This is a genomic window from Spirillospora sp. CA-128828, assembly GCF_050945415.1.
GTDB lineage: Bacteria > Actinomycetota > Actinomycetes > Streptosporangiales > Streptosporangiaceae > Spirillospora.
The window spans coordinates 3,425,641-3,438,079 of the sequence record NZ_CP191986.1 but is presented as its reverse complement, the minus strand read 5'-3'; the positions used below and the strand labels follow the sequence as shown (position 1 = coordinate 3,438,079).

Genomic DNA, 12,439 nt, shown 5'->3' with positions numbered 1-12,439 from the left:
CGTTGACGTTACCGCCTTCCGGGCACCGTGCGCGCCCTCTCCATCACCGCGATGAGGCCGTGACACCCGCCGCCCGGCCGAGGGCTGCCTTCGAGGCGCCCTCCGGGGTGCCGCCGGAACGCGTGCCGCCCGGGGCGGGCGTGCCGCCGGTGGCCTTCGCGACGGCCTTCTTCAGGCCGTCCGGGGACCCGAGGACCTCGTCGTGGACCTTCTCGCCGCCCAGCGCCAGGTACGGGGTGGAGTCGACGCCCGCCTTCCCCGCCTGGGCGCTCGCCTGGTCCACCGCCTTGATCTTCTGGTTCCCGTCGACGCAGGCGGCGAAGGACGGGTCGGTGACGCCCACGTCCCTGGCCCACCTGATCAGGTCCGGCGAGGAGAAGCCCTTCTCGCCCTCGGGAGGCTGCTCGGCGTAGAGCCTGTCGTGGTACTCGACCCAGTGGCCGACGGGCATGCAGGCGGCGGCGTTCGCGGCCCGCCGCGAGTTGGACATCAGCGGGTCCTGCTGGAACAGCTGGAACGGCCGGTAGACGACCTTCACCCTGCCCTCGGCGGCGAGCTGCTTCATCGTCCCGCCGAGCCGCTTCTCCATCGCCCTGCACGCCGGGCACTGGAAATCCTCCCAAACGTCGAGGACCGGTGCGGTGACGCCCGGCCGCGCCATCGCGACCGATCCGTCCTGCTGCCGCGTCGCGGGCGCCAGCGCGCCCTTGTAGGAGTCGTCCAGCGGCTTGTTCCCGTCCCCGGAGGCCACGACGACCACCACCACGACCGCGACGGCCACCACGGCGACGGCGCCGAGGACGACCAGCAGCGCCCGCTGCCGCCGCCGCCGGGCCGCGGCGCGCGCCCGTTCGCCCGCGAGCCGCCTGCGCGCGGACGGCTCCCTGCCCTGCTCGCTCATCGATCCCCCGATCGGCTACTGCGCGTGCACGTGAGCATCCACGAGCGTAGCGGGGAAGGGTACGCCGGGCGGGCAGAAAGCGCCGCGCCGCGCCGTCCCGGGGGGGGGACGGCGCGGCGCTCAGGAGCCTGTGGTCACTTGCCCGCGGCGGCCGCCGCGTCGATCGTCGCCCGGAAGGCGGCGGGGTTCATGAACTGCGTCTGGTCGAGCTTCTGGCCGTTCAGGAAGACCGTCGGCGTGCCGTCGACGCCGCGGTCCTGCAAGGCGTACTTGGTCATCGCGTCGACCGTGGACTTCTTCTGCCCGTCCCGCACGCACTTCTCGAAGTTCGGGTCGGTGACGCCCACGTTCTTGCCCCACTTGACGAGGTCGTCCGGCGAGAAGCCCTTCGAGCCCTCGGCGGGCTGGAACTTGAAGAGCGCGTCGTGGTAGGACATCCACTGGGCGGCCGGGACGCACAGCGCCGCCTCGGCCGAGCGCAGCGAGTTGATCTTGACTGGGTCCTTCTGCTGGCCGAACAGGTGGAACGGCCGGTAGACGACCTTGATCTTGCCCTGCTGCGCGAGATCCTCGATGGTCTTGCCGGTGGTGGACTCGAACTGCTTGCAGATCGGGCACTGGAAGTCCTCGAAGATCTCCACCTCCGGCTTGGTCACCCCCGCCTTGGCCATCAGGATGGAGCCGTCGGCCTGCCGGCTGAGCGGGGCGAGGGCGCCCTTGTGCGGCTCGGCGCGGCCGTTCTTGTTCTTCTGGTCGATGACGATGACGGTCGCGACCACGATCACCGCCACCGCGACCACCGACCCGAGGACGATGGCGAGCAGCCGCCGCTGCTTCTCCCGCGCCGCCTGCCGCTTGCGCTCGGCGGCCAGGCGATCCCTCGCGGACCGCTCTCGTGCGGCCTTGCTCATTGAGTCTCCTATGAATGCGGACCCGCGCCGTCACCGGTGCGGCGCGGTACCGGCGAGATTAGTCGACCTGACCGATCCGCCGGAATTCGTCGATCAGAACGAGGATGAACAGCAGAACGGTGATCACGTGGACCCCGGTGCACCACAGGCAGATCTTGTGCAGGATCGCCAGCTCGACGGTGACGAGGTACACGACGAACAGCACGCCCACCGCGGTGCTCGCCACCCGTCCCCACCGCAGCGGCGGCAACGTCGACCGCAGCGCCCACGGCGTGATCAGCGCGCCGAACGCCACGAAGAACGCGAGGCCGAGCAGCGGCATCGGGATCCCCGCGAGGGAGGAGTACTCGCTGGTCGTGACGGCGTGGCAGTCGACGGTCCGGGACGCCGAGCACACCAGCGCGCCCTCGTCGTAGTGCGTGATCGTCAGATAGACGGAGATCCCGAGCCCGGCGAGCGTCAACAGCCAGGCCGCGCCCTGGAACCACACGGGCGGCAGCGGCGTCCCGGCCGCCCCGGCCCGGTCCTTCGCCGTCATCTCTTGCGTCATCGTGATCCTTCCGGGACCGCCTCCGCCGGCGAACACACCCTATTGGAGAGCGGAGGCGGCACATGACATGAACTCGGCGGCCGCCGCGAGGAGTTCCCGCGGCGGCGTAAAACGTCCGCGCGAGCCCGTCCGGTCGCGGTCAGCGACCGTGGCGAACGCCCGCCGCCAGCTCCTCGGTGAGCGACCGGACGCCGGCCAGCCCGGAGGCGGGGTCGGGGGCGTCCAGCAGGCGGCGGATGAACGCCGAGCCGACGATCACGCCGTCGGCGAACCCGGCGACCTCGGCGGCCTGGGCGCCGGTGCCGACACCGAGGCCGAGGCCGACCGGCAGGTCCGTCCCGGTCTTGTCGAGGACGGCGCGGGTCCGCTCGACGAGCCGCGGGGCGCCGGTGCCGACGGCGGAGCGGGCGCCGGTGACGCCCATCAGGGACGCCGCGTAGACGAAGCCGCGGCACACCCCGGTGACCGTCTCGATGCGCTCGTCGGTGGAGCTGAGCGCGACGAGGAACACCCGGTCGAGGCCGTGCGCGTCGGACGCCTCCAGCCACGCGCCGCCCTCCTCGGGGGTGAGGTCGGGCGTGATCAGCCCGGACCCCCCGGCCGAGGCGAGGTCGCGGGCGAAGGCGTCGGTGCCGTAGTGGTCGACGGGGTTCCAGTACGTCATGACGAGGGTCGGGACGCCGGTGGCGGCGACCGCCTCGACCGTGCGGAAGACGTCCGCGACCCGGACGCCGCCGACGAGCGCCTGGTGGACGGCGTCCTGGATGGTGGGACCGTCCATCATCGGGTCGGTGTAGGGCAGGCCGATCTCGATGACGTCGCAGCCCGCGTCGACCATGGTCCGCGCCGCGTCGATGGCGCCCTGGTAGGTGGGGAACCCGGCGGGCAGGTAGCCGACGAGCGCCGCGCGCCCGTCGGCCTTGGCCTTGTCGTAGGCGGTCTTGACGCTCACGCGTTCTCTCCCTCGGGCATCAGGCCGAAGAAGGTGGCGGCCGTGTGCATGTCCTTGTCGCCGCGCCCGGACAGGCACACGACGATCGTGGCGTCCGGGCCGAGCTCCTCGCCGACCTTGAGCGCGCCCGCGAGCGCGTGCGCGGACTCGATCGCCGGGATGATCCCCTCGGTGCGGCACAGCAGCGCGAACGCGTCCATGGCCTCGGCGTCGGTGATCTCGCGGTACTCGGCGCGGCCGGTGTCGTGCAGCCACGAGTGCTCGGGGCCGACGCCGGGATAGTCGAGGCCGGCGGAGATCGAGTGGGTTTCGAGGGTCTGGCCGTCGGCGTCCTGCAGCAGGTAGGTGCGCATGCCGTGGATGACGCCGAGCGAGCCGCCGACGAGGGTCGCGGCGTGCTTGCCGGTGGCGACGCCGTCGCCGCCCGCCTCGAACCCGTACAGCCGGACGGACTCGTCCGGGACGAAGGCGTGGAAAGTGCCGATCGCGTTTGAGCCGCCGCCGACGCAGGCGACCACGGCGTCCGGGAGCGCGCCGGTCATGTCGAGGCACTGCCGCCGCGCCTCGACGCCGATGATCCGCTGGAAGTCGCGGACCATCATCGGGAACGGGTGCGGGCCCATGGTGGAGCCGATGCAGTAGTGGGTGTCGTCGACGGTGGCGACCCAGTCGCGGAACGCCTCGTTGCAGGCGTCCTTGAGGGTGCGGCTCCCGGTCTTCACCGGGATCACCTCGGCGCCGAGCATCCGCATCCGGGCGACGTTGAGGGCCTGCCGCTCGGTGTCGACCTCGCCCATGTAGACGGTGCAGGTCAGGCCGAGCAGCGCCGCCGCGGTGGCGGTGGCGACGCCGTGCTGCCCGGCGCCGGTCTCGGCGATCACACGGCTCTTGCCCATCCGCCTGGTGAGCAGCGCCTGGCCGAGCACATTGTTGATCTTGTGGGAGCCGGTGTGGTTGAGGTCCTCGCGCTTGAGCAGCACGCGGGCGCCCGCGTGCTCGGAGAAGCGCCTGGCCTCGGTCAGCAGGCTCGGGCGGCCCGCGTAGTTCGCGAGCAGGTCGTCCAGCTCGGCGGTGAAGGCAGGGTCGTTCTTGGCGGTCTCGAACTCGCGGGTGAGCTCGTCCAGCGCCGCCATCAGCGCCTCGGGGGCGAACCGCCCGCCGAAACGGCCGAAGTGGCCCGTGGCGTCGGGCACGGCTCCAGCACCGCGCGCGGCGGTGTCGATGGTCATGGGAAAACGCGTCCTGTCATGGGAGAAGTGGCGATCCGGTCAGTGGGGTTCCGTTTCAGCCCCGCCATCGCTCCCGGAGCGGTTCGACCTGCATGCACTCACCCTACCGAGCCGCGGGCCCCGGCCGTCAGCCGCTCTGCCGCAGCGCCGGGTGGGCGCCGGCCGCGACCAGGTCGGCGACCGCGGAGCGCGGGTCCTTGCCGACCACGAGGCTCTCCCCGACCAGCACCGCGTCGGCGCCGCTGGAGGCGTAGGCGAGCAGGTCGTGCGGCCCCCGCACCCCCGACTCGGCGACCTTCACGACGTCCTTGGGCAGCGTGGGCGCGACCCGGGCGAACACGCCGCGGTCGACCTGCAGGGTGCGCAGGTCGCGGGCGTTCACGCCGATGACCTTGGCGCCCGCGTCGACGGCGCGGGCCGCCTCCTCCTCGGTGTGCACCTCGACGAGCGGGACCAGCCCGATCGACTCGGCCCGCTCGACCAGCGAGACCAGGGCGTCCTGTTCCAGCGCGGCGACGATCAGCAGCGCCATGTCGGCGCCGGCCGCGCGCGCCTCCCACAGCTGGTAGGAGGTGACGATGAAGTCCTTGCGCAGGACGGCGACGTCGACGTCGGCGCGGACTTCGGCGAGGTCGGCCAGGCTGCCGCCGAAGCGGCGCCGCTCGGTCAGCACGCTGATCACCTTGGCGCCGCCGGCCGCGTAGTCGCGGGCGAGCGCGGCGGGGTCGGCGATCGCGGCGAGCGCGCCCTTGGACGGGCTGCTGCGCTTGACCTCGGCGATGACCGAGACGCCCTGCCCGCGCAGTGCGCCGAGCGCGTCCCGCGGAGCCGGGGCCTTCGCCGCCTTCTCCTTGAGGGCGTCGAGCGGGACCTCGCGCTGCCTTCCGGCGAGATCGGCCCGGACGCCGTCGATGATCTCGTCCAAAACGCTCAAGGTCGCAGGCCCCCTATTTCAGGTCGTTCCGTCCACCGATCGTAGCCGCCCCCTCGGACGCTCCCCGCACCCGGGCGGGCCGTCCGGCGCCGCCGCGGCGCGGGCGGCGCTCGTCAGGGCGCCAGCGCGTGCGCGAACGGCAGGTTGCGGACGATCCAGTAGACGACGAGGAGGCCGACGAACGAGTACGCGACGACCGGCTTGAACAGGGCCGAGCGCATCGGCAGCCCCTGCGCGGTCCTGACCGTCCACCGGACGTACAGGTAGCCGAAGACCGGCAGCATGACGAACAGCAGCGGGTTGAGCCCGAACGCGGTGCCCACGTGCCCGTGCGTGAGCGCGTACACGAGCCGCGTCATGCCGCAGCCGGGGCAGTAGTACCCGGTGAGGGCCAGGAACGGACAGCCGGGGTAGTGCCCGGGCTCGTTGGGGTCCGCGCGGAACGCGATGACCAGTGCTCCGGCGACGACCCCGCCCAACACCGCCGCCTGCGGCGCCAGCGCCCGTCCCAGGCTCCGCCCGGCGGGCGCATGCGAGTGCTCCTGTGCGTGGGCGGATAGGCGGGTCACACGTCCACCCTAAGCGTCCCCTGGAGGGATCAGGCGTCCAGGACGTAGCCGACGCCCCGGACGGTTCTGATGGGGCTGCCTTCGCCGAGCTTGGCGCGGAGCTGGGCGACGTGGACGTCGACCGTGCGGCTCCCGGCGCCGGCGCCGGGTCCCCAGGCGGCGTCGAGGAGCTGTTCGCGGGTGAAGACGCGCCCCGGGTTGCCCATGAGGAATTCGAGGAGGTCGAACTCGGTGACGGTGAGGGTGACGCGGCGGTCGCCGACGACGGCGGCGCGGTCGCGCGGTTCGAGGGCGATGCGGCCGGCGCGCAGCGGGCCCGGCGGCGTCTCGGCGGGGCCGCCGTGGCGGAGGGCCTCGGCGACGGCGCCGACGAGCACGCGGGGGCCGAAGGGCCGGTCGACGCGGTGGTCGCCGAGCGTCCGCGCGATCACCGGATCGAGCGGGCCGGTGACGGCGACGACGGGTGCGGGGCGGGCGGCGTCGGCGACGCGCCGGTAGAGGTCGGCGGGCAGCGCGCAGGTGGACAGGTCGAGGACGACGACGTCCGGGCGGCTGCGCTGGGCGGCGGCGGGCGCCCGCGCCGGGTCGGCCTCGATCTCGACGTCGAAGCCCTCGCGGGCGAGGTAGCGGCGCTGGAGCTCGGCGACGGCGGGGTCGTGCTCGATCACGAGGACGAGGCCTCCCCCGTCGGCGCTCACGATCGTCCGTTCCGCCGCGCGGTCGGGTCCTCGCCGCGGTCGAGGGACTTCCACAGCGCGGACGGGTCGTCCTCCGCGGCCGCGGCATCGGGTGGGGCGGCGCGCTCGTAGCGGGCCGACATGCCCGGCCAGCGCGCCCCGCGCACGGCGGTGAGGAGCCCGGCGACGACGAGCAGGATCCCGCCGGTGACCGAGACCATCCACCACAGGTCGACGTCCAGGGCGGGGTCGGCGCCGAGCTTGAGCAGGGCGCTCTTGTCCCCGGCGGCGGACAGCACGTTCGAGCGCTGGACGGCGGCCGTGGAGGCGTAGGCGATGCCGGCGCCGAACAGGGCGATGAGGACCCCCACGCACGCGCGGACACGTCCCCGGGTGGCGAACAGGGCGGCGAGACCTGCGAGGCCGGCCCATCCGAGGGCGCCGGACGCGCCGCCGAGGTCGCCGCCGGTGAGGTGCTGGGTGAACGGGGTGATGGCGTTCTGGGCGCTGACGGTCGCCCAGGTGCGCCCGGCGGCGAGGAGGGCGAGGCCGGCACCGGCGGCGCACAGCAGCGCCGTCAGGCCGCGTTCACGCGCGGGTGTTCCACCTACCGACATGCGCCCATTCTGCCGTCCGTCCCGCGATGCGAGGCACGGACCCCGCCCGGACGCGACAGGGCCCACCCTCCCTGGCGGTGGGGGGTGGGCCCTGATGTACGACTGCGGGTGTTACAGGGGGACGACCTGGTCGGCCTGCGGACCCCGGTTACCCTGCGTCACCTCGAACTGGACGCGCTGGTTCTCGTCCAGCGAGCGGTACCCGGAGGACTGGATGGCCGAGTAATGCACGAAGACGTCCGGCCCGCCGCCGTCCACGGCGATGAAGCCGAAACCCTTCTCGGCGTTGAACCACTTCACGGTGCCCTGCTGGGGCATGTCTTTCTCCTTGCGGCAAAACCTGAGCCCACACCTCGCGGGCCCGTGCGGTCGCTGCGGAACGCTCTCGCCCCCGGTACGGTCCCGGAAAAGCCAAAACGCCCGCTGCCATCAGTTCGCGGGCGTCTTGAACGATCGAGAACCACGACTGCAACCGACCGCCCCACCGTATCACCGCTTCCGCGTAAAGCGGAGGAGCCGCATCACTTGCGTTTCTCCTCTCGGCGAACCGTGCCGTTACCTGCCCGTTAAAGACTCCAACCGGTCTCGGTCAGGGACTTGACAGCATCCGTGGCCCCGGTGAGGCGGACCTTCGCGACATCCCCGCGGCCCAGTGCCCACAGGACGAGTTCGCCGACGGGGCCGTGCACGCGCACGGCTCCGCGAGTCCCGCCGGAGACGCGGACGCTCCTGCCGTCCGGCTGGACGAGCGTTACCTCGACATGAACTTTTCTTAGGACAAAGCGGGCAATTTTTATCCGTCGCCAGAGAAGTTCCTCGAGTTCCGGCGAGATCTCCCGAGGCTCCCAGTCGGGACGCGCACGGCGGACGTCCTCATGGTGAACAAAGAACTCGACGCCGTTCGCGATTTTGTCGACTCCAGGAACCGCGTAGGGCGAGAACTTCGGCGGTCCCTGCCGAAACCGTTCCACCAGCCGGCCGAACGGAACGGCGCGCGCCGTCCGCCGCCGCACACGCTCGGTGTAGAAGGCGAGCGGGGACAGCAGAATTCCCGGGGCCGCGTCGGGGCGTCCCTCGCGGACGACCAGATGGGCGGCCAGGTCGCGCGCGTTCCAGCCGGCGCATCCGGTGGCCGCTTCCGGCCCGGCATCCGCCAGCGCGGCCGCCAGCAGCAGCCGCTCGCGGCGGACGGGGCCCGCGCCGGCGCCGGAGTCCGCACCGGTGGCCGCCGGTGCGGACGCGGCGGGGACCGGGTCGTCCTCGGGCGTGCTCATCGCCTGATCGTAGGCCGTCGCGAGGCGGCCGGGAATAAGCGTCCGGGCGGGGTGGTAGGTGATATCCGGACCCGCAAATCCCCCCATCGCGGACGTGAGGGGGATTTCGGCCCCCCACCCGTGATCAAGGAGTCGCCGTGCCACCTGCGTCCAGACGCGTCAGCCCGCATGTCCTCAGGGAGGGCTTGGGCGTCCTGTGGGTGGCGGTGAAGGCGGAACCGCGGGTCTTCACCCTGTCGGTGCTCGCCAGCGCCCTGTACGCGGCGATGACCGTGGCGACCGCGCGGGTGCTCGGCTGGGCGACGGAGAAGGTCGTGCTGCCGGCGTTCGAGTCGGGGCACACGACGGCCGGGGCGCTGGCCGGGGCCGCCGCCGTCATCATGGCGGTGGCGCTGCTGAAGGCGCTCGGCGTCGCCGGCCGCCGGTTCTACGCGGGCCTCATGCAGTACCGGCTGCAGGCGTCCTACCGCCGGTCGGTGACCCGGCAGTACCTGCGGCTGCCGCTGGCCTGGCACCACCGGCATCCGACCGGGCAGCTGCTGTCGAACGCCAACGCCGACGTGGAGGCGGTGTGGGCGCCGATCGCGCCGCTGCCGATGGCGGTCGGCGTGGTCTTCATGCTGCTGATCGCGGCCGTGTCGATCCTGGTCACCGACGTGGTCGTCGCCGGGGTCGGCTTCCTGGTCTTCCCGGCCGTCGCGCTCATCAACGTCGTCTACCAGCGCCGGCTGTCGCCGGTGGCGACCCGCGCGCAGCAGCTGCGCGCGGAGGTCAGCGAGGTCGCGCACGAGAGCTTCGAGGGCGGGCTGGTCGTCAAGACCCTCGGCCGGGAGGCGGCGGAGACGCGCCGCTTCGAGGAGCGGGCCCGGGAACTGCGGGACGCGAACATCGCCGTCGGCCGGATCCGCGGGCTGTTCGACCCGGTGCTGGAGGCGCTGCCGAACCTGGGCGTGCTCGCCGTCCTGCTGATCGGGTCGGTGCGGCTGGACTCCGGCGCGATGTCGGCCGGCGACCTGGTGAACGTCGCCTACCTGTTCACGCTGCTGTCGTGGCCGATCCGCGCGCTGGGCTGGGTGCTCGGCGAGGTGCCGCGCAGCGTCGTCGGGTGGAACCGGGTCCGCGGCGTGCTGGACGCGACGGGGTCCCTCCCCTACGGGGACGGTTCGCTGGACGACTCCGGCGGGAGGGCGACCGAGCTGGAGGTCCGGGAGGTCAGGTTCGCCTACGAGGCGGCCGACGGCGATGGTTCCGGGCACCGCGTCCTGCACGACGTGTCGTTCGCCGCCTCCCCCGGGCGGACGATCGCGATCGTCGGCCCGACGGGGTCGGGCAAGTCGACGCTGACCTCGCTGCTCGTCCGGCTGGTCGACCCGGCGGACGGGTCGGTCCTGCTGGACGGCGCCGATCTGCGGGACGTACGGCGCGGCGGGGTCGCGGCGACGGCGGCGCTCGTCCCGCAGCAGACGTTCCTGTTCGACGACACGGTGCGCGGCAACGTGACGCTCGGGCTGGACGTCCCGGACGAGCGGGTCTGGGAGGCGCTGCGCCTCGCCCAGGCCGAGGGGTTCGTGGCGGCCCTCTCCGGCGGGCTCGACACGCGGGTGGGCGAGCGCGGGGCGACGCTGTCCGGGGGCCAGCGCCAGCGGCTCGCGCTCGCGCGCGCCCTGGTGCGGCGGCCCCGGCTGCTCGTCCTGGACGACGCGACGTCCAGCGTCGACCCGCAGGTCGAGGCGCGCATCCTGGAAAGCATCCGGGAGGCGCAAGAGGACGAGACCGGCGGCGCGACCGTCGTGGTCGTCGCCTACCGCAAGGCCACGATCTCGCTCGCCGACGAGGTCGTGTACATGGAGCACGGCCGGGTCATCGCGCGTGGCACCCACCTCGCGCTGCTGGAGAGTTCAAAGGGCTACCGCAACCTCGTCAACGCCTATGAGCGGGCCGAGGCGGAGCAGGAAGCGGTCGAGGGCGGCGAGGAGGCCCTGACATGACGACGGCCATGACGACGGTGACGAACACCGCGGGGCTGAGCGACACCGCCGACGAGGGCGCGATCAGCACGCTCCGGCGCGGGCTGCGGCTCAGCCCGGAGTTCCGGGCCGGGCTGGCGGGGACGCTCGCGCTCGCCCTGGTGTCGACGGCGGGGCGCGTGGTGGTGCCGATCGCCGTCCAGCAGACGATCGACAAGGGGCTCGGCGGAACGGACGGCCCCGACATCGGCTTCATCCGGACGGCGGTGCTGCTGTGCGCGGCGGCCGTGCTGGTGACGGCCGTGTGCGCGTACCTGATGAACGTGCGGCTGTACCGGACGTCCGAGGGCGGGCTGGCCGGTCTCCGGGTCAGGGCGTTCCGGCACGTCCACGACCTGTCGATGCTCACCCAGAGCGGCGAGCGGCGGGGCGCGCTGGTGTCGCGGGTGACGAGCGACGTCGACCAGATCAGCCAGTTCATGCAGTCGGGCGGGCTGATGTTCATCGTGTCGATGGGGCAGCTGCTCGTGGCGAGCCTGCTCATGGTCGTCTACTCGTGGGAGCTGGCCCTGCTGGTCTGGGCGGCGTTCCTGCCGCTGGCGTTCGCGCTGCGCCGCTTCCAGCGGATCCTGTCGCGGGCCTACATGCGGGTGCGCGAGCGGATGGGCGACCTGCTGGCGGCGGTCAGCGAGTCGGTCGTGGGCGCCCCGGTCATCCGCGCGTACGCGTCGGAGGAGCGCACCGGGCGGCGGGTGGACGAGACCGTGGAGTCCTACCGTTCCGCGCAGACCCGGGCGCAGGCCATGGTCGCGCTCACGTTCCCCATCAGCGAGCTGGTGGCCGCGCTGGCCACCGCCGCCGTCGTCATCGCCGGGACGCTGCTCGGCGTCGCCGGGGAGGTGTCGGCCGGAAAGCTGATCGCGTTCCTGTTCCTGGTGACCCTGTTCGTCAGCCCCATGCAGACGGCCACGGAGGTGCTCAACGAGGCGCAGAACGCGATCGCGGGCTGGCGTCGGGTGCTCGGCGTGCTGGACACCGTCCCGGACGTCGCCGACCCGGGCGACGCGGGTGAGACGCTGCCGCGCGGCCCGATCGAGGTGCGGTTCGAGTCCGTGGGGTTCGCCTACCCCGGCGGCCCGCCCGTCCTGCACGACGTGGACGTCGCCATCGCGCCGCGCAGCCGCGTCGCGATCGTCGGGCAGACGGGCTCGGGCAAGACGACGTTCGCCAAGCTCCTGACCCGGCTCATGGACCCCGTCTCCGGCCATGTCCTCGTGGACGGCGTGCCCCTGGAGCGCGTCCGGTTCTCGTCGCTGCGCGAGCGGATCGTCATGGTGCCGCAGGACGGGTTCCTGTTCGACGCCTCACTCGCCGACAACATCCGCTACGGGCGCCCGGAAGCGTCCGACGAGGACCTCGTCCTGGCCTTGACGGAGCTCGGCCTCGCCGACTGGCTCGACGGGCTCCCGCAGGGCCTGCGCACGCCCGTCGGGCAGCGCGGCGAATCGCTGTCGGCCGGCGAGCGCCAGCTCGTCGCGCTGGCCCGCGCCTACATCGCCGACCCGGACCTCCTCGTCCTGGACGAGGCGACGTCCGCCGTCGACCCGGCCACCGAGGTGCGGATCCAGCGGGCGCTCGACGGCGTCACCCGGGGCCGCACGGCGATCTCCATCGCGCACCGGCTGTCCACGGCCGAGGCGGCGGACGAGGTGATCGTCTTCGACGCGGGACGGATCGTCCAGCGCGGCCCGCATGCCGATCTCGTGACCGAACCGGGCGTCTACGCCGACCTCCACACCTCCTGGATCGCCCAGCGCGGGCTGTGATCGGAAAGGGCGGCCCCCGGGACGCGCGTATC

General features: G+C 72.8%; 13 protein-coding genes. 2 read left to right on the top strand and 11 right to left on the bottom strand.

What is annotated here, in order from left to right:
* Nucleotides 1–43 precede the first annotated feature (43 nt).
* From ACQPXG_RS16990 to ACQPXG_RS16940, 11 genes are all read right to left on the bottom strand, one after another.
* Entirely contained in the window at nt 44–901 is an 858-nt protein-coding gene (locus tag ACQPXG_RS16990; RefSeq protein WP_433468660.1) for a DsbA family protein, read from the bottom strand.
* Between the two features lie 134 nt (nt 902–1,035).
* Complete coding sequence (locus ACQPXG_RS16985; RefSeq protein WP_433468659.1) at nt 1,036–1,812, bottom strand: DsbA family protein; 777 nt, start codon at nt 1,810–1,812, stop codon at nt 1,036–1,038.
* A gap of 58 nt (nt 1,813–1,870) precedes the next feature.
* Complete coding sequence (locus ACQPXG_RS16980) at nt 1,871–2,362, bottom strand: vitamin K epoxide reductase family protein (protein ID WP_433468658.1); 492 nt, start codon at nt 2,360–2,362, stop codon at nt 1,871–1,873.
* A gap of 139 nt (nt 2,363–2,501) precedes the next feature.
* Nucleotides 2,502–3,314, bottom strand: a complete 813-nt coding sequence (gene trpA / locus ACQPXG_RS16975) for a tryptophan synthase subunit alpha (RefSeq protein ID WP_433468657.1) — start codon at nt 3,312–3,314, stop codon at nt 2,502–2,504.
* Nucleotides 3,311–4,543 carry a tryptophan synthase subunit beta gene (gene trpB / locus ACQPXG_RS16970; protein WP_433468656.1) on the bottom strand — a complete coding sequence of 411 codons (1,233 nt, stop codon included), beginning with the start codon at nt 4,541–4,543 and terminating at the stop codon, nt 3,311–3,313. The genes trpA and trpB overlap by 4 nt, the downstream gene beginning before the upstream one ends.
* A gap of 127 nt (nt 4,544–4,670) precedes the next feature.
* Nucleotides 4,671–5,477 carry an indole-3-glycerol phosphate synthase TrpC gene (gene trpC / locus ACQPXG_RS16965; protein WP_433468655.1) on the bottom strand — a complete coding sequence of 269 codons (807 nt, stop codon included), beginning with the start codon at nt 5,475–5,477 and terminating at the stop codon, nt 4,671–4,673.
* Between the two features lie 113 nt (nt 5,478–5,590).
* Nucleotides 5,591–6,046 (bottom strand): DUF2752 domain-containing protein, encoded by a 456-nt coding sequence (locus ACQPXG_RS16960; RefSeq protein ID WP_433468654.1) that lies wholly within the window; start codon nt 6,044–6,046, stop codon nt 5,591–5,593.
* Between the two features lie 29 nt (nt 6,047–6,075).
* Nucleotides 6,076–6,744 carry a response regulator transcription factor gene (locus ACQPXG_RS16955; RefSeq protein ID WP_433468653.1) on the bottom strand — a complete coding sequence of 223 codons (669 nt, stop codon included), beginning with the start codon at nt 6,742–6,744 and terminating at the stop codon, nt 6,076–6,078.
* A complete protein-coding gene (locus ACQPXG_RS16950; RefSeq protein WP_433468652.1) occupies nt 6,741–7,340 on the bottom strand; it encodes a Trp biosynthesis-associated membrane protein in 600 nt (199 codons plus the stop codon). The genes ACQPXG_RS16955 and ACQPXG_RS16950 overlap by 4 nt, the downstream gene beginning before the upstream one ends.
* Nucleotides 7,341–7,451: 111 nt before the next feature.
* A complete protein-coding gene (locus tag ACQPXG_RS16945) occupies nt 7,452–7,658 on the bottom strand; it encodes a cold-shock protein (protein WP_030144886.1) in 207 nt (68 codons plus the stop codon).
* 248 nt (nt 7,659–7,906) lie between these two features.
* Complete coding sequence (locus tag ACQPXG_RS16940; protein WP_433468651.1) at nt 7,907–8,614, bottom strand: TIGR03085 family metal-binding protein; 708 nt, start codon at nt 8,612–8,614, stop codon at nt 7,907–7,909.
* 137 nt (nt 8,615–8,751) lie between these two features.
* Here ACQPXG_RS16940 and ACQPXG_RS16935 point away from each other — a divergent pair, with 137 nt between their 5' ends.
* Both ACQPXG_RS16935 and ACQPXG_RS16930 read left to right on the top strand, forming a co-directional pair.
* Entirely contained in the window at nt 8,752–10,602 is a 1,851-nt protein-coding gene (locus ACQPXG_RS16935) for an ABC transporter ATP-binding protein (RefSeq protein WP_433468650.1), read from the top strand.
* A complete protein-coding gene (locus ACQPXG_RS16930; protein ID WP_433468649.1) occupies nt 10,599–12,407 on the top strand; it encodes an ABC transporter ATP-binding protein in 1,809 nt (602 codons plus the stop codon). The genes ACQPXG_RS16935 and ACQPXG_RS16930 overlap by 4 nt, the downstream gene beginning before the upstream one ends.
* Nucleotides 12,408–12,439 lie beyond the last annotated feature (32 nt).

What these genes read in the sequence shown, in the direction of transcription:
- ACQPXG_RS16990 (WP_433468660.1), bottom strand. Translation starts at nt 901, where the DNA reads ATGAGCGAGCAGGGCAGGGAGCCGTCCGCGCGCAGGCGGCTCGCGGGC.
- ACQPXG_RS16985 (WP_433468659.1), bottom strand. Translation starts at nt 1,812, where the DNA reads ATGAGCAAGGCCGCACGAGAGCGGTCCGCGAGGGATCGCCTGGCCGCC.
- ACQPXG_RS16980 (WP_433468658.1), bottom strand. Translation starts at nt 2,362, where the DNA reads ATGACGCAAGAGATGACGGCGAAGGACCGGGCCGGGGCGGCCGGGACG.
- trpB (WP_433468656.1), bottom strand. Translation starts at nt 4,543, where the DNA reads ATGACCATCGACACCGCCGCGCGCGGTGCTGGAGCCGTGCCCGACGCC.
- ACQPXG_RS16950 (WP_433468652.1), bottom strand. Translation starts at nt 7,340, where the DNA reads ATGTCGGTAGGTGGAACACCCGCGCGTGAACGCGGCCTGACGGCGCTG.
- ACQPXG_RS16945 (WP_030144886.1), bottom strand. Translation starts at nt 7,658, where the DNA reads ATGCCCCAGCAGGGCACCGTGAAGTGGTTCAACGCCGAGAAGGGTTTC.
- ACQPXG_RS16940 (WP_433468651.1), bottom strand. Translation starts at nt 8,614, where the DNA reads ATGAGCACGCCCGAGGACGACCCGGTCCCCGCCGCGTCCGCACCGGCG.
- ACQPXG_RS16930 (WP_433468649.1), top strand. Translation starts at nt 10,599, where the DNA reads ATGACGACGGCCATGACGACGGTGACGAACACCGCGGGGCTGAGCGAC.